This is a genomic window from Streptomyces globisporus (assembly GCF_003501885.1).
GTDB classification, from domain to species: Bacteria; Actinomycetota; Actinomycetes; order Streptomycetales; family Streptomycetaceae; genus Streptomyces; species Streptomyces globisporus_D.
The window spans coordinates 1-24,359 of sequence record NZ_QWFA01000003.1 but is presented as its reverse complement, the minus strand read 5'-3'; the positions used below and the strand labels follow the sequence as shown (position 1 = coordinate 24,359).

At 70.8% G+C, this 24,359-nt stretch carries 22 protein-coding genes, 1 tRNA gene and 1 pseudogene; 9 read left to right on the top strand and 15 right to left on the bottom strand.

What is annotated here, in order from left to right; translation table 11 throughout:
* Positions 1-3: 3 nt before the first annotated feature.
* Both D3105_RS01115 and D3105_RS01110 read right to left on the bottom strand, forming a co-directional pair.
* Positions 4-825 carry an inositol monophosphatase family protein gene (locus tag D3105_RS01115; protein ID WP_118899134.1) on the bottom strand — a complete coding sequence of 274 codons (822 nt, stop codon included), beginning with the start codon at positions 823-825 and terminating at the stop codon, positions 4-6.
* Positions 822-1,475, bottom strand: coding sequence for a GNAT family N-acetyltransferase (locus D3105_RS01110; protein ID WP_118899133.1), 654 nt, complete (start codon positions 1,473-1,475; stop codon positions 822-824). The genes D3105_RS01115 and D3105_RS01110 overlap by 4 nt, the downstream gene beginning before the upstream one ends.
* A 162-nt stretch (positions 1,476-1,637) precedes the next feature.
* Here D3105_RS01110 and D3105_RS01105 point away from each other — a divergent pair, with 162 nt between their 5' ends.
* Entirely contained in the window at positions 1,638-2,156 is a 519-nt protein-coding gene (locus D3105_RS01105; RefSeq protein ID WP_118899132.1) for a hypothetical protein, read from the top strand.
* Positions 2,157-2,255: 99 nt separating this feature from the next.
* On the opposite strand, the gene D3105_RS01100 is transcribed toward D3105_RS01105, so the two are convergent.
* Positions 2,256-2,327: transfer RNA gene (locus tag D3105_RS01100), tRNA-Val, on the bottom strand.
* 185 nt (positions 2,328-2,512) lie between these two features.
* On the opposite strand from D3105_RS01100, the gene D3105_RS01095 reads away from it, so the two are divergent.
* The 3 genes from D3105_RS01095 (at position 2,513) to D3105_RS01085 (ending at position 4,997) form a co-directional block, all read left to right on the top strand.
* Positions 2,513-3,310 carry a DUF4097 family beta strand repeat-containing protein gene (locus D3105_RS01095; protein ID WP_118899131.1) on the top strand — a complete coding sequence of 266 codons (798 nt, stop codon included), beginning with the start codon at positions 2,513-2,515 and terminating at the stop codon, positions 3,308-3,310.
* 71 nt (positions 3,311-3,381) lie between these two features.
* Complete coding sequence (locus D3105_RS01090; protein WP_118899130.1) at positions 3,382-4,761, top strand: hypothetical protein; 1,380 nt, start codon at positions 3,382-3,384, stop codon at positions 4,759-4,761.
* Positions 4,762-4,784: 23 nt separating this feature from the next.
* A complete protein-coding gene (locus tag D3105_RS01085; RefSeq protein WP_006124175.1) occupies positions 4,785-4,997 on the top strand; it encodes an FmdB family zinc ribbon protein in 213 nt (70 codons plus the stop codon).
* 33 nt (positions 4,998-5,030) lie between these two features.
* On the opposite strand, the gene D3105_RS01080 is transcribed toward D3105_RS01085, so the two are convergent.
* The 4 genes from D3105_RS01080 to D3105_RS01065 are packed head-to-tail and all read right to left on the bottom strand — an operon-like array spanning position 5,031 to position 10,376.
* Complete coding sequence (locus tag D3105_RS01080; protein WP_118899129.1) at positions 5,031-5,690, bottom strand: O-methyltransferase; 660 nt, start codon at positions 5,688-5,690, stop codon at positions 5,031-5,033.
* Between the two features lie 42 nt (positions 5,691-5,732).
* Positions 5,733-6,566 (bottom strand): HAD family hydrolase, encoded by an 834-nt coding sequence (locus tag D3105_RS01075; protein ID WP_118899128.1) that lies wholly within the window; start codon positions 6,564-6,566, stop codon positions 5,733-5,735.
* The gene (locus D3105_RS01070) at positions 6,563-9,148 is read right to left on the bottom strand and encodes a phosphoribosyltransferase (RefSeq protein ID WP_118899127.1); all 2,586 of its coding nucleotides are present in this window, start codon (positions 9,146-9,148) and stop codon (positions 6,563-6,565) included. The genes D3105_RS01075 and D3105_RS01070 overlap by 4 nt, the downstream gene beginning before the upstream one ends.
* Before the next feature lie 10 nt (positions 9,149-9,158).
* Positions 9,159-10,376 carry an HpcH/HpaI aldolase/citrate lyase family protein gene (locus tag D3105_RS01065; RefSeq protein WP_118899126.1) on the bottom strand — a complete coding sequence of 406 codons (1,218 nt, stop codon included), beginning with the start codon at positions 10,374-10,376 and terminating at the stop codon, positions 9,159-9,161.
* Between the two features lie 221 nt (positions 10,377-10,597).
* On the opposite strand from D3105_RS01065, the gene D3105_RS01060 reads away from it, so the two are divergent.
* Positions 10,598-11,500: a TerD family protein gene (locus D3105_RS01060; RefSeq protein WP_118899125.1), complete on the top strand. Its 903-nt coding sequence runs from the start codon at positions 10,598-10,600 to the stop codon at positions 11,498-11,500.
* Between the two features lie 26 nt (positions 11,501-11,526).
* Here the strand turns inward: D3105_RS01060 and D3105_RS01055 are convergent, their stop codons facing one another.
* The 6 genes from D3105_RS01055 to D3105_RS01025 all read right to left on the bottom strand — a co-directional run bounded on the left by D3105_RS01055 (position 11,527) and on the right by D3105_RS01025 (position 16,098).
* Positions 11,527-12,261, bottom strand: a complete 735-nt coding sequence (locus tag D3105_RS01055) for a TerD family protein (RefSeq protein ID WP_118899124.1) — start codon at positions 12,259-12,261, stop codon at positions 11,527-11,529.
* Between the two features lie 153 nt (positions 12,262-12,414).
* Entirely contained in the window at positions 12,415-13,566 is a 1,152-nt protein-coding gene (locus tag D3105_RS01050) for a DUF475 domain-containing protein (protein ID WP_032776073.1), read from the bottom strand.
* A gap of 69 nt (positions 13,567-13,635) precedes the next feature.
* Positions 13,636-14,211, bottom strand: coding sequence for a TerD family protein (locus D3105_RS01045; RefSeq protein ID WP_003969403.1), 576 nt, complete (start codon positions 14,209-14,211; stop codon positions 13,636-13,638).
* 128 nt (positions 14,212-14,339) lie between these two features.
* Complete coding sequence (locus tag D3105_RS01040; protein ID WP_030592959.1) at positions 14,340-14,915, bottom strand: TerD family protein; 576 nt, start codon at positions 14,913-14,915, stop codon at positions 14,340-14,342.
* 138 nt (positions 14,916-15,053) lie between these two features.
* Positions 15,054-15,512, bottom strand: a complete 459-nt coding sequence (locus tag D3105_RS01030) for a peroxiredoxin (protein ID WP_006124187.1) — start codon at positions 15,510-15,512, stop codon at positions 15,054-15,056.
* A gap of 148 nt (positions 15,513-15,660) precedes the next feature.
* Positions 15,661-16,098, bottom strand: a complete 438-nt coding sequence (locus D3105_RS01025) for a DUF3052 domain-containing protein (RefSeq protein WP_030592963.1) — start codon at positions 16,096-16,098, stop codon at positions 15,661-15,663.
* 504 nt (positions 16,099-16,602) lie between these two features.
* On the opposite strand from D3105_RS01025, the gene aceE reads away from it, so the two are divergent.
* Positions 16,603-19,335 carry a pyruvate dehydrogenase (acetyl-transferring), homodimeric type gene (gene aceE / locus D3105_RS01020; RefSeq protein ID WP_010057494.1) on the top strand — a complete coding sequence of 911 codons (2,733 nt, stop codon included), beginning with the start codon at positions 16,603-16,605 and terminating at the stop codon, positions 19,333-19,335.
* A gap of 71 nt (positions 19,336-19,406) precedes the next feature.
* Here the strand turns inward: aceE and D3105_RS01015 are convergent, their stop codons facing one another.
* On the bottom strand, positions 19,407-19,817 hold the full coding sequence (locus tag D3105_RS01015) for a peptidase inhibitor family I36 protein (RefSeq protein WP_118899123.1): 411 nt from the start codon (positions 19,815-19,817) through the stop codon (positions 19,407-19,409).
* Between the two features lie 181 nt (positions 19,818-19,998).
* Complete coding sequence (locus tag D3105_RS01010) at positions 19,999-21,495, bottom strand: MFS transporter (protein ID WP_412081011.1); 1,497 nt, start codon at positions 21,493-21,495, stop codon at positions 19,999-20,001.
* A gap of 251 nt (positions 21,496-21,746) precedes the next feature.
* Here D3105_RS01010 and D3105_RS01005 point away from each other — a divergent pair, with 251 nt between their 5' ends.
* The 3 genes and pseudogenes from D3105_RS01005 to D3105_RS00995 form a co-directional block, all read left to right on the top strand.
* Positions 21,747-22,400: a TetR family transcriptional regulator gene (locus tag D3105_RS01005; RefSeq protein WP_118899121.1), complete on the top strand. Its 654-nt coding sequence runs from the start codon at positions 21,747-21,749 to the stop codon at positions 22,398-22,400.
* Positions 22,401-22,518: 118 nt separating this feature from the next.
* Positions 22,519-23,727 (top strand): alpha/beta hydrolase, encoded by a 1,209-nt coding sequence (locus D3105_RS01000; RefSeq protein WP_118899120.1) that lies wholly within the window; start codon positions 22,519-22,521, stop codon positions 23,725-23,727.
* An 86-nt stretch (positions 23,728-23,813) separates the two neighbouring features.
* A pseudogene (locus tag D3105_RS00995) lies at positions 23,814-24,359 on the top strand (DUF4429 domain-containing protein); the annotation flags it as partial.

Here is a 24,359-nt window from a genome sequence, read left to right as displayed (position 1 = left end):
GGTTCAGCCGGCCCGCCCGCGACCGCCGATCATCGACATGAGCAGCTCGTGCGTCCCCGCGTCCGCGGCCGCGACGAGCCCGCTGCCGCCCGATCCGCCCGGTCCGACCGGGCCGCCGTCGATTCCGGTGACGACGCAGCCGGCGGCCCGGCACAGGGCGATCCCGGCGGCGAAGTGCACGCTCCCGCTCAGGTCGCCGCCGTCCGTGACGTAGGCGGCCCGCCTGCCCGCCGCGACCCAGGCCAGCGCCAGCGTCGTGGAGACGACGCGCGGGCGGAAGCTCTCGACGAACCCGGGGTGGGCGAGCAGGTCGACGGCCCGGAAGCCGGGCGCGCTCGGGAAGGGCGGATCGAGGTTCACGTCCACCAGCCGGGTGTCCGCCGTGGGCGCCAACGGACGCTCGCCGCCCCCCGCTCCGGACCGGACCCGGGCAATCTCCCCGTCGGTGAGGAAGACCTCGCCGCTGAACGGATCGGCCACGGCGGCCGGGCCGTTGCGCAACACCACGTTGACGGCGACGAGTTGGGCACCGGAGGCGTAGTTGAGCGTCCCGCACAGGGGGTCAACCAGCCACTCCCGCTCCGCGTCGGCCGCCCCCTGCCGGCCGCCCTCCTCACCGTGCACCGCGTCCCCGGGCCGGGCAGCACGGATGACGTCGAGGATCGCTTCCTCGGCAGCCAGGTCGGCGTCGGTGGCGAAGTCCCCGGAGCCCTTGTCGACACGGGAGTGGAGCCGCCCGTAACGGGCCCGCACGACCTCCGCCCCGGCCAGCGCGGCGGCTGCCGCGACCTCGGTGTCCGTCGGGTTCGCGGATGAGCCGATCACGCCGCCTCCTGACGGCCGAGGAGCAGCGCCTCCGAGCCGACCGGCCGGAATCCGGCGGCCTGGAACGCCCGGATGCTGCGCGCGTTGCCCGCGGCCTGCTGCGACCAGAGCGGTTCGCCCGGGGGCACGAGATGCCGTGCGGCGGTGGCGAGGGCGCGCCCGAGCCCCCGGTGCCGGGCGTTCTCGTCCAGCTCGACGGCCACCTCCCAACGACCGGCCACGCCGCGCCCGAGCACCAGCACTCCCCCGTCGACCTCCCACATCCGCACCCCGTCCCGGCGCCGACGGGCACTCACGACCCGCGGGTGCACGGGATCGGTGACCTCCCGCAGTTCCAGGCCGGGTTCACCGGGCAGCGAGGACGCCACGGTCAGGAGGTCGATCGTGTCGGTGGTCCGCCCGGTGCGCTCCAGGAAGGCCGACAGGAAGCGCGGATGCATGGTCGCGGCCAGCGCATCGCAGTCCAGGGCGGCCAGCGTCGCGTGGACCCACTCGGGATCCTCATCGGTGAACACGACCGAGTGCGCGGTGAAGGCGATCACCCCCGTGTCGCGCCCGCTCGGCGCGGCGACCACGGTCGTCCTCCCGTCGGTCTCCGGAAACCGCCCGCACGCGGCCCCGTGCAGGATCTCCGCCAGCGTCTGGCCCATCAACTGCCCCCTCGTCCTTCGCCGTTCGCCGCCCGCGCTCAGGAGAAACACGGATCGGCCTCCAACGGTCAACGGCAGAAGGGACGATAACCCCATGACCGATGAAGATCTGTTCGAGCCCGACCACCGCGACCGAAGCGAGACCGACGGGGATCACGTCTGATGTGGGAAAGCGCGATCGCCGTCATAGGCACCCTCGCCGGCGGACTCATGGTCACGGTCACCCAGCAGCTGGCCGACCGGCGCCGACAGCGCGAGCAGCACCGTGAGCGCGTCGCGGACCTCACCGGCCAGCTCCTGAGCGCCGCGCTCCGCTACCGCCAGCTGTACTGGCTCCGGGTGGACGCCCGCCGGGCGGGCGAGCCGGACCCCGTCGTCCGGGCGGATTTCTACCAGGCCCGCAGTGATGTGACCGAGGCCCGGGACCGGCTGGCCCTCGCCGTCACCGACGAGACCTTGCTCCGGGCGGCCGGACGCGCGGCCTGGAGCGCCCTGGACCTGAGCGACATCGACCCCGGCGTCCCGGAGGGCGGCCGCTACACGCCGGAGATCGAGGCCCGGCTGGAGGCGGCGCGGCAGCGTACCCACACCGCCCACACCGAGCTGCGGCAGGCCGCCGCCGGCTACGGCACCGCGTCGGCCCCCGGACGTGTCGTCGACACACGGTCGCAGTCCACCTGACGACCATGTGGCATCTTCGTGGACTTCCGACATGAGAAGGCCCCCCAATCGATCACGACCGGGGGGCCGAAACAGGCTCTCACCTGCTAGTTACCGCTGTGGGCGCGGACGGTTTCGAACCGCCGACATCTGCTTTGTAAGAGCAGCGCTCTACCCCTGAGCTACGCACCCGTGGATGAGGCAACAGCGTACATGGACCGGGGCCCTGCTCATAAACCGTTCGGGACCGGGGGATAACCCCACCCCCGAGACGGTAGCCGGCCGGATCCCGCCGGGGCCCGTCGCTGCATACGGTTTGAGTGCACCGGCAACGACGCCCGGTGGCACGCACCGCACGCACTGGGGGACCGATCACCGTGGACATCGTTACGAGCGCACCGACCCGCACCCGTTCCGGGGGCACCGGGCGGGCCCTCGCACTCGGGGGCGGGGTGGCGTTGCTGGCGCTGGCTCTCACCGGGTGCGGGAGCACGGACGTGGACGGCGCCCCCGTCGAGCGCAAGTCGTTCGCCATGGAAGGGAAGACGCTGACCGTCGACGCCGAGAACGGTCTCGTGGACCTCGTGCCGGCCGATGTGGAGCAGGTCGAGGTGGAGCGGCAGTTCGACGGGTGGGCGATGTTCGGCAGCGGGCCCGACGCCGTGTGGAAGATGGAGGGCGACACCCTCACGCTCCGGGTGACGTGCGGGGGCATCGCCAGCTGCGACTCCCGGCACCGGGTGAAGGTGCCGCGCGGGGTCGCGGTGACCGCCGCCTCGGACAACGGGACGGTCAGCGCCACCGGTTTCACCAGCGCACTGAATCTGTCGTCCGACAACGGCGAGATCAAGGTCCGGGACGCGAGCGGCACGCTGAAGCTGAGAAGCGACAACGGGGAGGTGCGGGCCGAGCGGATATCCGGTCCCTCCGTGATCGCCCGCGCCGACAACGGGGAGATCCGGCTGGGCTTCGCCTCCGTGCCCGACCTCGTGGACACCGTGAGTGACAACGGGAGCATCACCATCGATCTGCCGTCGGGCGGGCAGAAGTACAAGGTCGACGCCTCCGCGGACAACGGGGACGTCTCCGTGGACGTGCCGCGCGGCGACGACAGCGCCCATGTGGTGAAGGCCTACAGCGACAACGGGGAAGTCACCGTGCGAAGCGCGAACTAACCGACCCGTGTGTTCGTCCTTACCTGGTGGGAGAATGTACCGGGCAGGGCGAATCGGCACGGGAGAGGGATGTGACGGCGACCAACGCGCGGCCGGAGGCAGGAGCGGGTGCGAGTTCCGCCGTTCGAAGTGGCCGGGACCTTCTGGCGCTGATGTTGCTGCCCGTGCCCCTCGTGCTGGCCGCGCTGCCCGCCGCCTTCGCCGGAGGCGGTACACGCCGGTGGTTCGGCGGACGCGGTGGGGAGAGTCAGCGGGCCGAGGCGCAGGCCGCGAAGGACGCCGCCGCCGAGGCCTTCTACGACCTGGACACCGCCCAGCGCGATCTGCGGATCTCCATCGAGACCATCAACGCCGTGGACAGCTCATCGCGCGGTCGCAAGGCATCCGAGGACTTCGCCGCGCTCGGCCGGCGCATCGACGAGGTCAGCCACGCCTACATCACCGCCGTCGACAGCCATGACCTGGACCGGGACGATCTGGAGCCCGCCGTCGCCTCCCGGGCCCGCACCGAGCTGACCCGGGCCAAGGACGACCTCGTGCGGGTCAAGGGCGAGCTGGACCGCTTCGCCCAGGGGCTCGGGCCGCTGCTGGGCAGTGCGGAGACCCAGCTCGCCCGGCTCGCCCCCGCCGTCGAGCGGGCCCGGCAGGCGCTCCTCGCGGCGAGCAACGCCCTCGACACGGTGCGGGCCGCGGGGCTGCGGGCCGACGAGCTCGCCGCCCGGCTCGCCGCGCTCGCCCCCGAGCTGACCAAGCTGAACCAGGGCGCGGGCCAGCACGGTGTCCCGGAGACCCTCCAGCGCGCCGATGTGGTCCTCCGTGACGCCGAGGCCGTGCGCACCGAGGCGGAGCGGCTGCCCGAGCGGGCCGCCGAGATCGACCGGCGGCTGGTGTCCCTGCGGACCCGGGCGCAGGCGCTGACGACCCGGGCGGGCTCGGTGGAGCCGGTGCTCAGCGAGTTGCGGCGGCGTTTCTCGGCCGCCTGCTGGCAGGATCTGCAGCCCGTCCCGGAGCAGGCCGCCGTCAACGTGACGCAGGCGGAGGACAAGCTCGCCGAGGCGGCGAAGGCGCGGGAGGAGCAGCGCTGGGCGGACGCCACGTCCCGGCTGTCCACGGTCCGCGCCCTGCTCAACACGGTGGACGAGGCGGTCTCCGCGGCCGGGGACCGGTTGCAGCAGCTGAACGCGGTGGCGAAGGACCCGCAGCAGGAGATCGAGCGGACCCGGTTCGCGGTGCGGGACGCCCAGCGCCTCGCCATGGCCGGCCGGCACACGCCCGATCCCCGGCACGCACGGCCGCTCGACGACTCCGTCGCCCGGCTGGAGCGGGCCATCGCCGGGCTCGAAGGGCGCCACCCCGACTACTGGCACTTCCTGACCGAGACCGAGGCCGTGCGGCAGACCGCCGCCCGGGTCGTCTCCGACATCCGCGAGGAACGCGGCGGCGGCGCTTGAGACGTGTGCTCTAGCCTGAGCCCATGCCCCGTTACGAATTCCGCTGCCGCACCTGCGGAGACACCTTCGAAGTCAGCCGTCCCATGGCGCAGTCCTCGGACCCCGCCTCCTGCCCCGCGGGCCACGACGACACCGTCAAGCTGTTGTCCGCCGTGGCCGTGGGCGGCGCTGCCGGGTCCGCTCCCGCGCCCTCCGGTGGAGGCGGTGGCTGCTGCGGGGGCGGGTGCTGCGGCTGAGCCTCCGGAACCCGCCCCCGCAGCGGCCCGCCACTACCTCTTGCGGGACAGCGTCAGGCCGTCCGCGACCGTCAGCAGCACGCTGTCCATCCGGGCGTCCGCGCTCACATGGTCGTTGAACTCCTTGATCGCCGCCGTCGGGCCCGTCGCCTCCGGGTCCGTCACCCCGCCGTGGAAGAGCACGTTGTCCGTGGCGATGACCCCGCCCTGCCGCATCCTGGGCACCAGCTCCTCCCAGTACGCGATGTAGCCGCCCTTGTCCGCGTCCAGGTAGGCGAAGTCGATGTGCGGCTCGGCGGGCATCGAGCGCAGGGTGTCCAGGGCCGGGGCGATCCGCAGGTCGATCCGGTCCGCGACGCCCGCCTTCTCCCAGGCGTCCCTGCCGTACGCCGTCCACTCCTCCGAGATGTCACAGGCGATCAGCGTGCCGTCGGCGGGCAGCGCCTGGGCCATCGCCAGGGCGCTGAAGCCGGTGAACGTGCCGACCTCCACCACATGCCGGGCCTCCACCAGCCGGACGAGGAAGGCCAGCAGCGGGGCCTGCTCCTCGGCCGACACCATGCCCGCGTGGTCGGGGAACTGTGCGTACGTGGTGTCCACCAGCTCCCGCTGGACCGGGTCCAGCGGCGGGTTGTGGGCCAGCATGTACCGGTAGAGCTCGTCGGTGATCGTGGTGTCGTTGCCCTTGGTCATGCCCCCAGCCTCGCGCAACGCGCGCCCGCGCGCAGGAGAAACTCACACAGCGGCGGCCGCCAGGAAGCGGCGCAGGATCTCCTCCCCCGCCGCCCCGCCCCGCTCCTCCAGAGCCACCACGTGCGGGGCCCGCCAGCCCTCGTCGGCCAGTTCGCCGTGACCGGGGCGCCAGCCGAGGTCGGCGGCGAGCAGCAGGTCGGCATCCAGGAGGGAGTCCCCGGCGGCGAGCGTGCGCGTGGCTCCCGTGCGGCGGACGACCTCGTGCATCGCGGCGCTCTTGGTGAGCGGCGCCGGGACCGCGTAGATCTTGCGGCCCTGGAGGGAGACCGTCCAGCCGCGCGGGCGGGCCCAGGCCGCCAGCTCCTTGACCCACTCCTCGGGCAGCAGGGACCGTTCGACGACGAGGTAGGCGAAGAGGTCCTCGGCGACGCGTTCCTTCAGCAGCCAGGCCGGGTCGGCGGTGGTGGCGAGGTGGGCGCGGATCTCGGTGAGCGGCGCGCACTCGGCCGCGATCCGGGACTCCACCTGCTGCTGCCAGTCGCGGTCGGAGACGCCGTCGACCAGGATGTGGCCGCCGTTGGCGCAGATCGCGTACCGGGGGGCGGGGCCGGGGAGGTGGATGCGCCCGTACTGCTCGCGGGTGCGGGTGGTGGTCGGCACGAAGACGGTGGCGCCCGCCACCTCGGTGAGGAGCGCGGCGGCCGTCTCCGTCATGTACGAGAGGGGCTTGTGGCCGTACACCTCGACGCACAGGAGCCGGGGGGCCTCCGCGTCCGGCATGGACAGGTCGAGTGAGGCCGCCGAGTAGATCAGCGTACGGTCGAGGTCGCTCGCCACCAGGGTGGTGGAGCCGTTCACCGTGGTCGGGGTGCTCATGCGCCCTTCACCGCCTCGCCGTCGGCCGCCGGCGTGCTGCCGCCCGCCACCGCCTTGCCGTCCGCGCCCGTCGCGCCGCGCGTGTACCGGGGGTGGATCAGACCGACACAGCTGTACGGGAGGTCGTCGACCTCCTCGACCGGGACGCCGCGCTGCTCGGCCAGCAGCCGGATGTGGGTCAGGTCCGCGCCCGCGCCGCGCTTCGCGAGGATCTTCCAGGGGACGCGGCGGAGCAGCACCCGGGTGGTCTCACCGACGCCCGGCTTGACCAGGTTGACGTCGTGGATGCCGTACTCCTCGCTGATCCGCTCGACGGCCGCCCAGCCCTCCCAGGTCGGGGCGCGGTCGGCGGCGAGCAACTCCTTGGCCTCGTCCTCGACCTGGCCCGCCACCTCGTCGAAGCGGGCGGCGATCGTGTCGAGGAAGCGGACCGAGACATCGGAGCCGGCCAGCTCCCGGTAGAACTTTCCGCCGTGGAAGTCGTTCGGCCCGACCAGGTCGGCGCGGAGCACCGTACGGGAAATGAGGCCGGAGACCGTGGAGTTGAGGCAGGCCGAGGGGATGAGGAAGTCCTCGCGGGTGCCGTACGTCCGCACGCAACCGCCCGGGTCCGCGAGCACCGCGATCTCCGGGTCGAAGCCGGCGGGCCCGCCCGAGGCCTCGAACTCCTCTATCGCTGCCGCCAGTTCACGGGTGATCGCACCCTTCCCCGTCCAGCCGTCGACGAACACCACGTCGGCCGGGTCGTGATGGGCGGCCAGCCAGCGCAGGGCGGTGGCGTCGATGCCCCGGCCCCGGACGATGGAGATGGCGTAGTGCGGCAGGTCCAGGCCGTGCCGATGCCGGGCCCAGCGGCGCATCAGCACCCCGACCGGCGTTCCGGCCCGGGCGAGCGAGACGAGCACGGGGCGGGGGCCGCGTTCGGCGAGGACCGTCTCGGTGACGGTGCCGACCGCGCGGGCGATGCGCGCGGCGGAGGCGTCCAGCGCGGCGGAGAACAGCGCCTGGTATTCGGTGCTCGGCTGGTACTCCACGGGCAGCGACTCCGCGTAGTGCGCGCCGCCGCTCTGGATCGCCTCCTCGCGCTCCTCCGTGGGGGCCTCCAGTTCGGTGTCCGAGAGGTCCTGGAGCAGCCAGCCGACGTCCTCGGGCGCGTAGCTGGAGAAGTCGGGGCCTCGAAGGGGCTCGGGCAGCACGGCGGGCTCCTGGACAGGTGTGGGGGTGTACGAGGGGACGACCGCGAGGACTACCTGGCCGGCGTGTGCCGCCAGGCGGGCCAACAGCCCTTCGGGAGCGTGCAGTTCGGGGGTGTCGGCGGTGGAGTCGACGACGGCGACCACCGCGTCGAAGCCGGCGCCCGCCACGTTGTACGCGTACCGGTCGCCGGGGCCGTCCGCGGGGGCGTCGTGGGCCGGGAAGACGAGGCGGGTGCGTATCGCGTAGCCGGGGTCGTCGACGGCGAGGACGGGCGAGCGGGTGGTGGTGGAGTACCGGACCTCGGCGTCCGCGCCCAGCGCCTGCTCCAGCGCGGTGCCCAGGCGCAGCGGCGCGTACATCAGCTCCTCGAAGCCGAGCACGAGCACCCGGCCCCGGCGGGCACCGCCGCCCAGCGCGCCCGCGATCCGCTCCGCCATGCCCGGGAGCGCCGCTTCGAGCGCCGCCCGGTGGGCCGGGGTGAAGCCGTGCCGGCCGCCGTCGGGAACGCCCGCGGGCCAGGCGAGGTCGACGCGGGTGATGGGGACGGGAGCCGGCACGGAGGGCGGCGCGGAAGCGGAAGCCTCCCCCGCCTCCCGCGCCGCCTCCGCCTCCCGCGCCGCCTCCGCCTCCCGCGCCGCCTCCGCCTCCTGGGCCGCGACGAGGGCCTGGCCGCGTTCCAGTACGCCGTCCGGGAGCGTGACCGTGCCCGTGGAGCGGGTCACCAGGTCGACGCGGGCGCCGATCTCGGCGGCGAAGGCGGTCAGCCGGTCGCGATCCGCCGGGGAGCGCATATCGACCAGCGCGACAATGACGTACCGGTCGCGCGGGTGCAGTTCGTGCAGCGCGCGGATGGTGTTGAGCACCGTGTTGCCGGTGGAGAACTCGTCGTCGACCAGCACCAGGGTGGAGGCGTCCGCTCCCTGGGCCAGCAGCTCGGGGTCCTCCGGCAGCAGCAGGTGCGAGGTGGCGTGCGAGTGGGCCTCCTCGAAGCCGCCCGCCTGCCGGACGCCCGCCACCGGACGCCGGGTGGAGTGCAGGTACGGGGCGTCCCGCAGGCCGTCCGCGACGGCGTGGCCGAGGCCGGTGGCCGTCTCCGCATATCCGAGGACCACCGCGCGGCGGGCCTCCTCCTCGCCGAGCAGCTCCCGGACCCGCTCACCGAGCCCGTATCCCGCCCCGTACACGACGGAGGGCCGCTGGGGCACATGCTTGCCCAGCACGTTGGAGACGAGCAGGTGCGCCCGCTTGGGGTTGCGGCGCAGGGCCAGGCCCAGCAGCTCCCGCAGGTCTCCGTCGCCTTCGAGGGCGACTCCGAGCCGCTCGGCCACCCAGTCGCCCGACCACACCACGTCCACGTTCTCTTCTCTCGTCGCGCGCTCGCTCATCGACGCGCGCTCAGTTCGTCAGGCCGACGGCCAGCAGGTCCACGAAGCCGACGTCTTCCCTCGCCACCCCGAAGACCTCGGCCCGCTGGAGCGTGCGCTCGGCCCAGGCCCGGTGGGGCTTCACTTCGTTCATCTTGTTCGTGTACGCCGAACGCAGCACCCCGCCGCCCCCGCGCTCGGGGCTCAGGATGTCCTGAGCGTCGGTGAACTCCTCGTGGCTGACCACGGACAGCGCGTGGACGGGCGCCACGTGCGACGGGTGGATGCAGGTCTTGCCGAGCAGGCCGTTGGCCCGGTCGAGTTCGATCTCCCGGAGCAGTCCGTCCATGTCGTGCTCGATAAGGGCCGTGCGCAGCTCCTCGGCGCGGCCCTCCAGGAAGGGGCTGCGGCGCAGCTGGGGCTTGAACATGCGCTCCTGGCGACGGAAGTACTCCCAGACCGGTCCGGTGATCGTGAAGCCGGTGCCGTCGGCCCGGCCGAGCACGTTGACCACGTCGGCGATCACGGAGGCGACGATATGGACGTCGTACGCCGTCATGTCGGGCGCGCGGCGCAGTCCGTAGGCCGAGCAGAAGTCGGTGACGCCGAGCCGCAGGGCGAGGACCCGGTCCCGGTATTTGTCGACGCTGCGGGCGATGCCGCGGAGGATGTCGCCGCGCGTCTCCAGATGGAGCAGCTCGGGGGATTCGAGGACGGGCATGGCGAAGAGCCGTCGGCCGCATGCCGTCTCGGCCTCGGCAAGCGCCTCCAGGAAGTGCCTGCCACGCTCTTCGGTGAATTTGGGAAGTACGAAACCGGACAACATCCGGACCGAGTCGCCGAGGCGGCGCACCAGGTCGGTGATCTGGGCCGGTTCCCGTACGCGGATGAAGAGGAGCGGGACGTCCGCGCCGGCCGCGCCCTGGGCGTCGCCCGCGCTGCCCGCAGTGGGTCCGGACGCCGTGTCCCGGGCGGCCAGCGCGGCAAACTGCCTGATCAGGTTGGCTTCGGCGTCGGTCACCTCGGCGTCGTCGATCGAGTCCTCCAGACAGAGCACCATGGAGACGACACCCCGCGCGGCCTGCTTCAGCACGTCCTCGGCGAGCGACGGACGGGTGGCCGGGGAGTAGAGCGTGGCCCCCAGGGCGACGGAGAGCATCCTCGCCGGGGACTCCGCGGTGAAGGTGCTGGGCTCTCTGTGAAACAGGCCCTCGCGGGCAGCGGGCGATATGTGCCCGAAGTGACGCATGATTTTCCCCCGAACTGCCTGACCGGCCGAACAACGCATGGCCGGTAATAGTACGTACGGACGGGTGTCAACAGTTCCCCATGTACATGAATTTCCGGTTACTCGCCCCTTGTCCGGCCCCCTCTCGCGGTACGGTCCCGCTCGGCCCGCGCCACCGCCGGGCACGGCCGTGCCGCCCCCCGCGTTGTCCGCACGGGTCCCCAGCAGGCAGGATGACGGTCATGACGCACACGATGCTGAAGGGCTCGAACGTCCCTGTCGATGCCGCGGCCGTCCGGGCCGTGCTGCGCTGGACCCCGGGCGCCGGGGTTCCCGACGTGGACGCCTCCGCCCTGCTCCTCGGTGCGTCCGGGCGGGTGCGGTCGGACGAGGACTTCGTCTTCTACAACCAGCCCCGGCATCCCTCCGGCCTGGTCCGGCGGCTGCCGAAGCGCAGTGTCCCGGAAGGGCTGACGGACACGATCGAGGCGGACCTCGGAGCGCTCGACGTCTCGGTGGACCAGGTCGTCATCGCGGCCTCCTCCGACGGGGCCGCCTTCGAACAGGTCCCGGACCTGCGCATACTCCTGTTCGACGCCGCGTTCGCCGACGGCGAGCCGCTGGCGGTGTTCGATGTGCGGCCGGAGACCGGGGAAGAGACGGCGATCATCTGCGGCGAGCTGTACCGCCGCGGCGAGGGCTGGAAGTTCCGTGCGGTCGGCCAGGGCTATCCCACCGGGCTGATCGGCCTGGCCACCGCCTTCGGCATCTCGGTGGACGAGTCGGAGGCGGCGGACGAGGACCGGGCGTACGACGGGACGCGGGAGCCGGACGCCGCGGGCCCCCTCCCGGCCGCCGTGCCGCCTCCTCCGAGCGCGCCGCCGGGACCCGTCCCGGCCGCGGCCACCGGGGCCGGGCCCGACGCGCAGGCCACGGTGCAGCATCAGCAGCCCTCCTACGGCTATCCGCCCCCGGTCGCGCCTCCCGCTGCCGCCGCCGGGGCCCAGCAGCCGGCGTACGGCTATCCGCAGCCCGCCGCCGCTCCACCCGCCTACGGCTATCCGCAGCCCGCGGCAGCCGCCGCACACGCGCCCGACCCCCATTTCGCGCTGCCTCCACAAGGTCCGCAGTTCGTCCGGTCCTGAGCCGTGCTCCGGGAGCGGGCCCCGGATCAGGTCCGGGACTTGTAGCCGCGCCCCCATTGCATGCCGTAGCCGTACAGCCGGTCCAGCTCGGACTGGAATCCGTACACGAACTTCACCTCGCGGCGCACGATCAGCTCGTCCTTGATGTTCTCCACGGTGAACACCGCGCAGGAGCGGGCCTGCGGGGCGCGTTCGTCCAGCTCGATCTCGATGCGCGGGCCGTGGCCCGGGTAGAGCGTGATCTTGGCGTGCGTACGGTCGAACGCCGGCGTCCGGTCGTAGATGTAGACGAAGAACAGCAGCCGCTTGATCTTGTCGCGCTGGTCGAGGTTGACGTAGACCGTCTCGCCCGAGGGCGCGCCGAACCGGTCGTCGCCGCTGAGCCGGACGTAGGGCGGGCCGTTGAGGTCGCCGATCAGGCTGCCCAGGGGCTGTACGACCCCCTTGGTGCCGTCCATCAGCTCGTACATGCAGCCGAGGTCCAGGTCGACGTTGACGACGCCCTGGGTGTGCGCCTGGACCACCTCGGGTTTGAAGAGCTGGAGCGGGCGCCGCAGGCTGCCGCTCTGGCGTGAGCGGCCCTCGATGTCCGAGGTCCGCATCCGCCAGGAGAGGTTGACCCGGAGGTTGCCCGACAGGGCGCCCTGCTTGTTGAGCGAGATCGTGGCGTTCCGTTTGGACAGCACGACGGCGCTCGACGTCGCGTTGCCCGAGTCGAACTGCGCCGCGCGCCCCGGCCACAGGCCGTCGAAGAATCCCATCCCTACCCCCACCTGTTCGCGTCGCCTGTTCGCGCTACCTGTTCGCGCCCCGGACATCACTGCGGGGCGGCCACCGGGCCGGGTCCGGGAGTTCCCGGAGAGCCGTCGCCGTGTGGGCCGCCCCGCAGAGAGCGTTCCTCAATCCCTACCGGGTCACACCCCGGAGGACACTTCCGCCTTCGTGCCCGAGCCGTCGCCGCCGCCGGATTCCGCGGCGAGCGCGCGGTTGCGCTTGACCGAGGACCAGAAGGAGAGGGCGATCAGGATCACGCCGACCGAGCCGGTGATGAGCTCGTTGATCTCGTGCTGGATGGTGATCAGCAGGATGATCGAGAGCGCGCCGATCGCGTAGTGCGCGCCGTGCTCCAGGTAGACGTAGTCGTCGAGCGTGCCCTCGCGCACCAGGTAGACGGTGAGCGAACGGACGTACATGGCGCCGATACCGAGGCCGAGGGCCATCAGCACGATCTCGTTGGTGATGGCGAAGGCGCCGATGACGCCGTCGAAGGAGAACGAGGCGTCCAGCACTTCCAGGTAGAGGAAGAGGAAGAACGCGGCCTTTCCGGCGAGGGCGACCCCGGTGACGGGCTTGCCCTTCTTCTTGGCCTCCTCCTCGGCCTCGTGCTCACGCTCCTCCTCCTCTTCGAGCTTGCCCTCGAAGAAGCCGGAGAGCCCGCCGACGATCAGGTAGGTGATCAGACCGGCGATACCGGAGAGCATGACCGTCGCCGACTTGTCCACGTGCCCGCCGCCGTGCTGGTGGGCCTGGGTCGCGAAGGTCATGGCGGTGATCATCAGGATGATCAGGGCGACGCAGACCGACAGCATGTCGACCTTGCCGAGCTTGGCGAGCGGACGCTCGATCCAGCGCAGCCAGTGGATGTCCCGGTCCTCGTCGAAGATGAAGTCGAGGAAGATCATCAGCAGGAACATGCCACCGAAGGCGGCGATCGACGGATGGGCGTCCGTCACCAGTTCCTTGTACCTGTCCGGGTCGTTGAAGGACAGGTCGATGGCCTCGATCGGTCCGAGCTTGGCGCTCACGGCCACGATCACGACGGGGAACACCAGTCGCATACCGAAGACGGCGATGAGGATGCCGATGGTGAGGAAGATCTTCTGCCAGAAGGCATTCATCTTCTTCAGGATTCCGGCGTTGATCACCGCGTTGTCGAAGGACAGCGAGATCTCCAGGACGGACAGGATCGCGACGATGCCGAAAGCCTGCCACCCCCCGTAGAAAATCGCTGCGACCAGGCCGAGCGCGGTGACCGCGAACGACCAGCCGAAGGTTTTCAGTACCACTGGCTACCCCATCGTGTTGTTAAAAGGGTCTCCCCCGGTGTGTCGGGGCCCCCCGCGCCGTGCGCGGCGTTATGAAACGTTGACGCCGAAGTCTAGAGCGATGCCCCGCAGGCCAGACGCATACCCCTGGCCGACTGCACGGAATTTCCACTCGCCGTTGTACCGGTAGAGCTCGCCGAAGATCATCGCGGTCTCCGTCGAGGCGTCCTCGCTGAGGTCGTAGCGGGCCAGCTCCTGGCCGTCGGCCTGGTTGACCACGCGGATGAAGGCGTTGCTGACCTGGCCGAACGCCTGGCCTCGGTTGTCCGCGTCATGGATCGAGACCGGAAAGACGATCTTGTCGCAGTGGGCGGGGACCTGGTCGAGGCGGACGATGACGGACTCGTCGTCGCCGTCGCCCTCACCGGTGAGGTTGTCGCCGGTGTGCTCGACGGAGCCGTCGGGGCTCGTGAGGTTGTTGTAAAAGATGAACCACTCGTCACCGAGCACCCGACCCGACTGGCACAGCAGGGCGCTGGCGTCGAGGTCGAAAGCGGCGCCCGTGGTGGAGCGTGCGTCCCAGCCGAGCCCGACCAGCACCTGGGTGAGGTTGGGTGCGACCTTGGAGAGGGAGACATTGCCTCCCTTGGCGAGCGTGACGCCCATGTGTGTCCTCCCCGAGTCGTGAAAAAACGCTGCCGGGCGCTTTCGACGCCCGGGTCGGGCGTCGAAAGCGCCCGGTCGGGGGCGTCCGGCGGGTCAGGACCGGCCGGACGCCCCCTGGCGCCAGAACGTCAGACGTTGACGCCGAAGTCCTGGGCGATGCCGCGCAGGCCGGAGGCGTACCCCTGGCCGATGGCGCGGAACTTCCACTCGGCGCCGTTGCGGTAGAGCTCGCCGAAGACCATCGCGGTCTCCGTCGAGGCGTCCTCGCTCAGGTCGTAGCGGGCGAGCTCGGTGTTGTCGGCCTGGTTGACCACGCGGATGTACGCGTTGCGGACCTGGCCGAAGCTCTGCTGACGGCTCTCGGCCTCGTAGATCGAGACCGGGAAGACGATCTTGTCGACGTCGGCCGGGACACCGGCGAGGTTCACCTTGATGACCTCGTCGTCGCCCTCGCCCTCACCGGTGGTGTTGTCACCGGTGTGCTCGACGGAGCCGTCGGGGCTCTTCAGGTTGTTGAAGAAGACGAAATTGCCGTCGGCGGCGACCTTGCCCTCGGGGTTCGTCAGCAGGGCGCTGGCGTCGAGGTCGAAGTCACCCCCGGTGGTGGTGCGGGCGTCCCAGCCCAGACCGACGATGACCGCGGTCAGGTTGGGCGCGGCCTTGGTCAGCGAGACGTTGCCGCCCTTGCTGAGGCTGACTCCCACGAGTCCTCCAGTAGTTTTCTCAGGGGCCGGCAGACACCAGCGTCCCCGTCGTTCGTTGGCATCGGATCAACGATTGGATCCTAGTGACCGGTTCCCGGCCAAAACAGGCTTTTGACCGGGCGTCGCCAGGAGATCGTCTCAGAGCGCTTCGAGCGCCTTGACGTAGTCGTTCAGGTCGCGGGCGTCCGGGAGGCCGTTGACGACGCTCCAGCGGACGACGCCCTCCTTGTCGATGACGAAGGTGCCGCGCACCGCGCAGCCCTTGTCCTCGTCGAAGACGCCGTACGCCCGCGAGGTCTCCCCGTGCGGCCAGAAGTCGGACAGCAGCGGGTACTCGAGACCTTCCTGCTCGGCGAAGACGCGCAAGGTGTGGATGGAGTCGTTGGAGACGGCGAGGAGCTGGGTGCCCTCGTTCTCGAAGCGGGGCAGCTCGTCGCGGAGCGCGCAGAGCTCGCCGGTGCAGACGCCGGTGAAGGCGAACGGGTAGAACACCAGCACCACGTTCTTCTCACCGCGGAACTCCGACAGCCGCACGGTCCTGCCGTGGTTGTCCTTGAGCTGGAAGTCCGGGGCCTGGCTGCCGACCTCGATCGTCATGGAACGCGTATCCCTTCGCCGCTTCTCCGCTTCCCGGGCCGGGTCCGTCCGGGTGACTCCCACCCTACGCAGACCGGCTGCGGCCATACGAAGGCCCTCACGGGTGCGGATGCGCCCGTGAGGGCCTCGGGGTGGTGCGAAGAGCGGTTCAGCGCTTGGCCTTGGCCCCCTTGGGGGTGGCCAGACGGCTGCCCGTCCAGTCCTTGCCCGCGCTGATGCTCTTGGTCTGGGCGAGCCCGGCCGTCTGGGCGGCCTCATTGATGTCGCTCGGTTCGACGTAACCGTCACGGCCGGTCTTCGGCGTCATCAGCCAGACCATCCCGCCGTCCTCGATCAGACCGATGGCATCCACCAGCGCGTCCGTAAGGTCGCCGTCCTCGTCGCGGAACCAGAGCAGGACGACGTCTGCGACGTCGTCGTACTCCTCGTCGACGAGTTCCTGGCCGGTAGTGGCCTCAATGCCCTCACGGAGCTCCAGCTCGACGTCGTCGTCGTAGCCGATCTCCTGGACCACCTGTCCGGGCTCGAACCCCAGGCGTGCTGCCGGGTTGGTCCGCTCCTCCGCGTGGTCCGCGGTCGCGCTCACGGGATGCCTCCTGATCATGTCTTCGGAAATGCTGCAGCCACGCGCGTGCGCGGGGCGTAGGCCGTAGTCCACACGGGCCCGGCGAATCGCGCAAGTACCCAGCGTGCGAGACCGCCTATACGGTGACGTTCCCTGCCACGTCACCGCAAGTTCCGGCATGTCTCTCCGGCGGCTCCCCGGGGCCTGCCCCGGGTCGCTCCATCCGTTTACGTCCTTCCTCAGCTTATGCGGTTTCGCTCCGCCAATAGGAGTCGAACAGCCTTTGGGAACGCTTGGACGCCTTGGGCGTAAGGTTGCGGTTTGCCCGTACCCAGCCGCGTCCCGCCCACACGCCTGCCCCGCGGACGAGTTCTTCGAACCGTGGGGTTACCCCTCGGTAGAGATGACGTTCGGGCCCTCGCGGTAGCACGATGGAGTCGGCGCACACAGAGTTGGCAGAGCTGTCAGGGGGGCACGTTCCCCGCAACAGCCCCGTAGAGCACCACCGAACAGCGAAGGAACAGTGTGGCTTCCGGATCCGATCGCAACCCGATCATCATTGGCGGCCTTCCGAGCCAGGTCCCGGATTTCGATCCCGAGGAGACCAAGGAATGGCTCGACTCCCTCGACGCCGCCGTCGACGAGCGCGGCCGTGAGCGGGCCCGCTATCTGATGCTCCGGCTCATCGAGCGCGCGCGTGAGAAGCGCGTCGCCGTGCCGGAGATGCGCAGCACGGACTACGTGAACACGATCGCCACGAAGGACGAGCCGTTCTTCCCCGGCGACGAGGAGATCGAGCGCAAGGTCCTCAACGCGACCCGCTGGAACGCCGCCGTGATGGTCTCGCGGGCCCAGCGTCCCGGGATCGGCGTCGGCGGCCACATCGCCACCTTCGCCTCCTCCGCCTCGCTGTACGACGTGGGCTTCAACCACTTCTTCCGGGGCAAGGACCAGGGCGACGGCGGCGACCAGATCTTCTTCCAGGGGCACGCGTCCCCGGGGATCTACGCCCGCGCGTTCCTGCTGGACCGGCTGAGCGAGGCGCAGCTCGACGCGTTCCGCCAGGAGAAGTCGAAGGCCCCGAACGGTCTGTCCAGCTACCCGCACCCGCGGCTGATGCCGGACTTCTGGGAGTTCCCGACCGTCTCGATGGGCCTCGGCCCGCTCGGCGCGATCTACCAGGCGCGGATGAACCGCTACATGGAGGCGCGCGGGATCGCCGACACGTCCAAGTCGCACGTCTGGGCCTATCTGGGCGACGGCGAGATGGACGAGCCGGAGTCGCTGGGCCAGCTGTCCATCGCGGCCCGTGAGGGCCTGGACAACCTGACCTTCGTCGTCAACTGCAACCTCCAGCGGCTCGACGGTCCGGTGCGCGGCAACGGCAAGATCATCCAGGAGCTGGAGTCGCAGTTCCGGGGCGCCGGCTGGAACGTCATCAAGCTGGTCTGGGACCGTTCCTGGGACCCGCTGCTGGCGCAGGACCGCACGGGCATCCTGGTCAACAAGCTGAACACCACACCGGACGGCCAGTTCCAGACGTACGCGACCGAGACCGGCGCGTACATCCGCGAGCACTTCTTCGGCGACGACCCGCGGCTGCGGGACATGGTCAAGGACATGACCGACCAGCAGATCCTGCACCTGGGCCGCGGCGGTCACGACCACCGCAAGGTCTACGCGGCCTACGCGGCGGCCAAGGCGCACAAGGGCCAGCCGACGGTCATCCTGGCGCAGACGGTCAAGGGCTGGACGCTGGGGCCGAACTTCGAGGGCCGCAACGCGACCCACCAGATGAAGAAGCTCACGGTCGAGGACCTCAAGCGCTTCCGGGACCGTCTGCACATCCCGATCACGGACAAGCAGCTGGACGAGGGCTACCCGCCCTACTACCACCCGGGCCGCGACTCGGAGGAGATCCAGTACATGCACGACCGCCGCCAGGGTCTGGGCGGATACGTCCCGACCCGGGTGGTCCGTGCGAAGCCGCTGCCGCAGCCCGCCGACAAGACGTACGCGGCCGCGAAGAAGGGTTCGGGTTCGCAGTCGATCGCCACCACCATGGCGTTCGTCCGCATCCTGAAGGACCTCATGCGGGACAAGGAGATCGGCAAGCGGTTCGTGCTGATCGCCCCCGACGAGTACCGCACCTTCGGCATGGATGCGTTCTTCCCGAGTGCGAAGATCTACAACCCGCTGGGTCAGCAGTACGAGGCGGTCGACCGGGAGCTGCTGCTCGCGTACAAGGAGTCCCCCACGGGTCAGATGCTGCACGACGGCATCTCCGAGGCGGGCTGCACGGCCTCGCTGATCGCGGCCGGTTCGGCGTACGCCACGCACGGCGAGCCGCTGATCCCGGTGTACGTCTTCTACTCGATGTTCGGGTTCCAGCGGACCGGCGACCAGTTCTGGCAGATGGCCGACCAGCTCTCGCGCGGCTTCGTGCTGGGTGCGACCGCCGGCCGCACCACGCTGACCGGTGAGGGCCTCCAGCACGCGGACGGCCACTCGCAGCTGCTCGCCTCGACGAACCCGGGCTGTGTCGCGTACGACCCGGCCTTCGGGTTCGAGATCGCGCACATCATGCAGGACGGGCTCCGCCGGATGTACGGCGAGGCGAACGAGGACGTCTTCTACTACCTCACCGTCTACAACGAGCCGATCCAGCACCCGGCCGAGCCCGAGAACGTGGACGTCGAGGGCATCCTCAAGGGCATCCACCGCTTCTCCACCGGCGAGAAGGGCGAGATCCCGGCCCAGATCATGGCGTCCGGCGTGGCGGTCCCCTGGGCCCTGGAGGCGCAGAAGATCCTCGCGGACGAGTGGAACGTCAAGGCGGACGTCTGGTCGGCGACCTCCTGGAACGAGCTGCGCCGCGATGCGGTGGACGTGGAGCGCCACAACCTCCTGCACCCGGAGGAGGAGCAGCGCGTCCCGTACGTGACCAAGAAGCTCGAAGGGGCCCAGGGTCCGTTCGTGGCGGTCTCGGACTGGATGCGTTCGGTGCCGGACCAGATCGCGCGCTGGGTGCCGGGCGCGTACCAGTCGCTGGGTGCGGACGGCTTCGGCTTCGCCGACACCCGGGGCGCGGCCCGCCGGTTCTTCCACATCGACGCGCAGTCGATCGTGCTGGCGGTGCTGACCGAGCTGGCCAAGGAGGGCAAGGTCGACCGGTCGGCCCTGAAGAAGGCCGTCGACCGCTACGAGCTCCTGGACGTGGCCGCGGCCGATCCGGGCGCGGCGGGCGGCGACGCGTAAGCGGGAAACACTGCGGAGGGGCGGTGACGCGGGCGCGTCGCCGCCCCTTCGCGTGTTCGGGGCCGGTGGGCTCAGTTCTCCCAGATCTTGAAGGCGCGCACCTGGTACGGGGACCGGGGCGTCCAGGTGCCCCCGCCCGGGTACGTCTCGAACTCCCCGGTCTCCGCGCACTCGGCGGACTGGTAGGTGGTGACGGGCCGCCCGGTGCGGTTGGCGAGGGACTGGGCGTCGCCGCCCTTCGGCAGCGGGACGCAGCTCTCGATGTCGGTGTCGGAGAGCTCGAAGGTCTGGCGGGCCCCGGTGAAGTCGGGCTTCTTCCAGAGGCAGAGCCTGCCCGCCTCACAGGTGCCGAGGGCGACTCCCGCTCCCGGGGAACGCTCGGGGGCTGCGGCCGTCCGGTCGTGGGCCAGGGCCTGGGGAACGAGTGCGGAGACGGCCAGGGCGGCCGCGAGAACGGCCGTACGCGTGAGGTTCGTGCGCATGGTGGATCAACCCCCGTGGTTGGTCGGTGACGTGCTTCCGCCGCTCACTCTGAGTCACCGGACGGAGGTGCGGAAGAGGGGCCGGGGTGGTCCACCCTGATAGGCGACAGCCCCGCCGAAAGGATTCGGCGGGGCTGTGACCTGCGCTGTGTTGACGATCCATGCCGTCGTGCGGGGCGTGTCAGATGTGACCCACCCCAGCGCCCGCCTCGGCGTTCTCGCCGCGCTTGGTGAGGGTGGCGACGAGGGCGGCGACGACCGCGACGCTGCCCGCGACGGTGAAGGCCAGGCCCATGCCGGACATGAAGGTGTCGTGGATGACCCCGCCGATGCGGTCGACGATGTCCGGCGTCATACCGGGAGCCTTGGAGAGCGCCTCGGTCGGGACCATGCCGAACTCGGCGGCCTCCTCCAGCTTCGGGTCGGGTGCGCCGGGCAGGCCCGCGCCCGCCCAGTTGTCCGCGAAGTCGGCGCTGACCTTGGAGGACATGACCGCGCCGAGGACGGCGGTGCCGAGCGCGCCGCCGACCTGCATGGCGGCCTGCTGGAGACCGCCGGCCACACCGGACAGCTCCATGGGCGCGTTGCCGACGATGACCTCGGTGGCGCCGACCATGACCGGGGCGAGCCCGCAGCCGAGCAGGGCGAACCAGAGCGACATCGCGAAGGTGCCGGTGGACTCGGTGAGCGTGGTCATGCCGAACATCGCGGTGGCCGTGCAGACCATGCCGCCGACCAGCGGGACGCGCGGGCCGAATTTGGTGATCAGCAGACCGGCGACCGGCGAGGCGACGATCATCATCGCGGTCAGCGGCAGCAGGCGCAGACCGCTGTCGACCGGGCTGAGGCCGTGGACGCCCTGGAGGAAGAACGTCACGAAGAAGAGGCCGCCCATGAAGGCGAAGGCCATCAGCGTCATGAGCACGACGCCGGCCGTCAACGGGATGGAGCGGAACATCCCCAGCGGGACGAGCGGCTCGCGGACCCTGGTCTCCCAGAGGCCGAAGATGACGAAGAGCGCGACGGCGGAGGCCAGCCAGGCCCAGGTCCGCCCGTCGCCCCAGCCCCAGGACTCACCGGCCTTGATGATGCCCCAGATGAGGGCGAACATCGCGCCCGAGAGCAGCACGATGCCGGGGATGTCGAAGGAGCGCGGCGCGTTCGCGGCGCGGTGGTCCTTGAGGATCACCAGACCGAAGGCGAGCGCCACGATGCCGACCGGCACGTTGATGAAGAAGACCGACTGCCAGCTGACGTGCTCGACGAGCAGACCGCCGACGATCGGGCCGCCCGCGGTGGAGGCTCCGATCACCATGCCCCAGATGCCGATCGCCATGTTCAGCTTCTCGGCGGGGAAGGTGGCGCGCAGCAGGCCGAGCGCGGCCGGCATCAGCAGGGCGCCGAAGAGGCCCTGGAGCACGCGGAAGAGAACGACGAGGCCGATCTCCTTGGAGAAACCGATGGCGGCGGACGAGGCGGCGAAGCCCGCGATGCCGATGAGGAAGGTCTGCCGGTGGCCGAAGCGGTCACCCAGCTTGCCGGCGGTGATGAGAGCCACCGCGAGGGCGAGCAGATATCCGTTGGTGATCCACTGGACGTCGGCGAGCGTGGCGCCGAGGTCCTTCTGGATGGCGGGGTTCGCGATGGCGACGATGGTGCCGTCGAGGGCGACCATCATCACGCCGATGGCGACGGCGAAGAGGGTCAGCCAGGGGTGGCCGCGAAGCCCCTTGACCGGAGCGGGTCCTGCGTTGTCTTCGGGCTCCCGCGGCGCCTTCTCGACGGTGGTCTGACTAGTCATAACGGGGAGACTAGTGACAGCCTCTGACAGTTGACAAACCAATTCACAAGTCAGTAACTGTCACGTAGCTCACACGTCGCTCGCAGGTATGCTGAGCTGGACAAACACGGGAAAAGAGGGACCGGTACGTGACCGACGGGCAGACAGTCGAGCCCCGACCCGGACTGCGTGAACGCAAGAAACAGCGCACCCGCGACGCCTTGTTGCGCGCCGCCCTGGAACTGTTCACCACCCAGGGGTACGAACGCACCACCGTCGACGAGATCGTCGACGCCGTGGAGGTCTCCCAGCGCACCTTCTTCCGCTACTTCGCGAGCAAGGAGGACGCCACCTTCGCCGTGCAGGAGATGGTGGAGTCCCGCTTCATCGAGGAGCTGCGCCGGCGCCCCGCGCACGAAGCGCCCTTCGAGGCCATGCGCCGGGCGGTGCTGTGCGCGTGGAACAGCATCGGCGAGGCGATCGAGGAGGTCATCACCGTCGACCTCCATATGCGGACCTACCAGATGATCGAGTCGACCCCCTCCCTGCTCGCCGCCCACATGCGGCGCGGCATCGCCCTGGAGAACCAGATCGCCCGGCTGATCGCGGAGCGCGAGGGGCTGGACGTGGAGCGGGACCCCCGGCCGCGGGTGGCCGTCGCCGCGTTCTCCGGGGTGATGCGGGTGACCGGCCAGCTGTGGGGGCGGGGGGGCGATCCGAGCGTGGAGGCGCTGCGCGATCTGACCGAGGAGTATCTCGACCAGCTCGTCCCGGCCCTCGCCCGCGACTGGCACGCGAGGTAGCTCAGCCACGGGACCGCTGTGACCCTCCGTGAGAAATCCGGGGTGAACCCTTCGCGGACGGGTGATGTACCTCACCCGAATCACGGTCGTCGGCGCGCGTCTCCTAGGGTGTGGCGCAGTGACTTCCTTCGACACCTCCCCCACCTTGACCGTATGGCGCGCGCTGCTCGCCGTAGCGGTGGTGTTCGTGATGCTGGCGACGACGGGCTGGAGCGCCGTACGCGATCAGCAGGCCGGCGGCCCGCGTGAGCTGGCGCTCGCCGCCTGGGCGCGGGACCGGATAGCGGGTCATGCACTGCCGGAGGCCGACGCCCCCGCCTATCGGCTGGCCCACTTCTTCGCCACCCTCACCTCGGGGCAGCGGTTCGCGCTCGCGGGCAGGTACCCCTCCGTGGTGGGGAACCTGAACGGCGCGCCGGTCACCCTGCGCTACCACGCCAACCGGGTGGCGCTCGGACAGGCCGTGGCCGTGGAGAAGGTGCGGGCGCACGACGCGAGGCTGTCACCGGACGGGCGCGACGAGGCGCGGGCCCGCCTCGACCGGTTCCGTTCGTTGCTCAAGGGCGATCGGCAGATCCTGGCCTTCGACCCGTCCGGGAAGGGCCGGGCGGCCGAGGTCTTCGGCGATCTCGACCGGGCCGCCCGGGTCTCCGTCGTGGTCCCGGGCGTCGACACCCATCTGTTGACCCTGGAGCGCAGCAAGCGCAGGTACGCGGCCCCCGTCGGGATGGCCAAGTCCCTGTACGGGGCGGAGCGCTCGGCCTCCCCGGGCACCCGTACGGCGGTCATCGCGTGGGCCGACTACACCGCCCCGGCCGGACTCGGCATGGACGCGGCGCTGGGCGGGCTCGCGGCGGACGGCGCGGTGCGGCTGAACGCGATGGTCGGCGCGCTGCCCGGCACCTCGAAGGTCTCGCTGTTCTGCCACAGCTACGGCTCCGTGGTGTGCGGGGTGGCCGCGCACCGGGCCCCCGACCGGGTGGCCGACATCGCGGTCGCGGGCAGTCCCGGTATGCGGGCCGCCAACGCCGGGCAGCTGGAGACCGGCGCCCGGATCTGGGCGACGCGGGACGGGGACGACTGGATCGGGGACGTACCGCACATGGAGTTCGGCGGGATCGGTCACGGGGCCGATCCGGTCGACCCGGCGTTCGGTGCGCGGATCGTCTCGGCGGCCGGGGCCGCCGGGCACAGCGGCTACTTCGAACCGGGGACCGAGAGCCTCGACAACTTCGCCGCGATCGGCGTCGGAGCGTACGGATCGGTCAGCTGCGCGAGCGCCGACAGCGCATGCCACAGCGGTATTTCCGGCGAGCGGGACGGCTGACGCGCGTAGAGGACCGTACCGGGCCGAAAAATTGGGACGTACTTCGAGGGGGGACGTGCGGGACTGTGCCGCATACGATGAGGCACATGGGTGATGTGCTGGCCGGAATTCATGCCACCTGGGAGTTCGACACCGACTCCGTGCTCATCCGCTTCGAACGGGGCATCCGCACACCGAAGCTCTTCCAGAGCCTGCGGGAACGCCGCATCCCGTATGCGGCGCTGTCGTCGGTGACGCTGNCTTCGACGGGGAGCGGATCTCCTTCCGGTGGTCCTGGACCGGGGCCTCCAGCGCCAAGTGGAAGGCCGGCGACCAGACCTTCAAGGTGAGCGAGTTGGCCGGAATCGTATGGCGCTCGCCCGAGGCGCTCGACGGTTATCTGCGGCTGCTGCCCCGTGCTGCGGCCCCGGTCGACCACCGCACCGGCGGCAGTCTGGGCGATCTGCACGGCCCCGACGGCTCCGGAAGCGCCGACGGGGTGCCCGTGGCGGCTCCGGTCACCCGGGCCGCCGACCAGGATCCGGCCGCCGTGCTGTTCGGCCTGGGCTACGGGCCGGTGCACGAGTCGCTGCCCTTCGCCGCCGCCGTCCTGGAATCCGTACGCCGCACCCAGCCCGCGCCCGCCTCCGCCC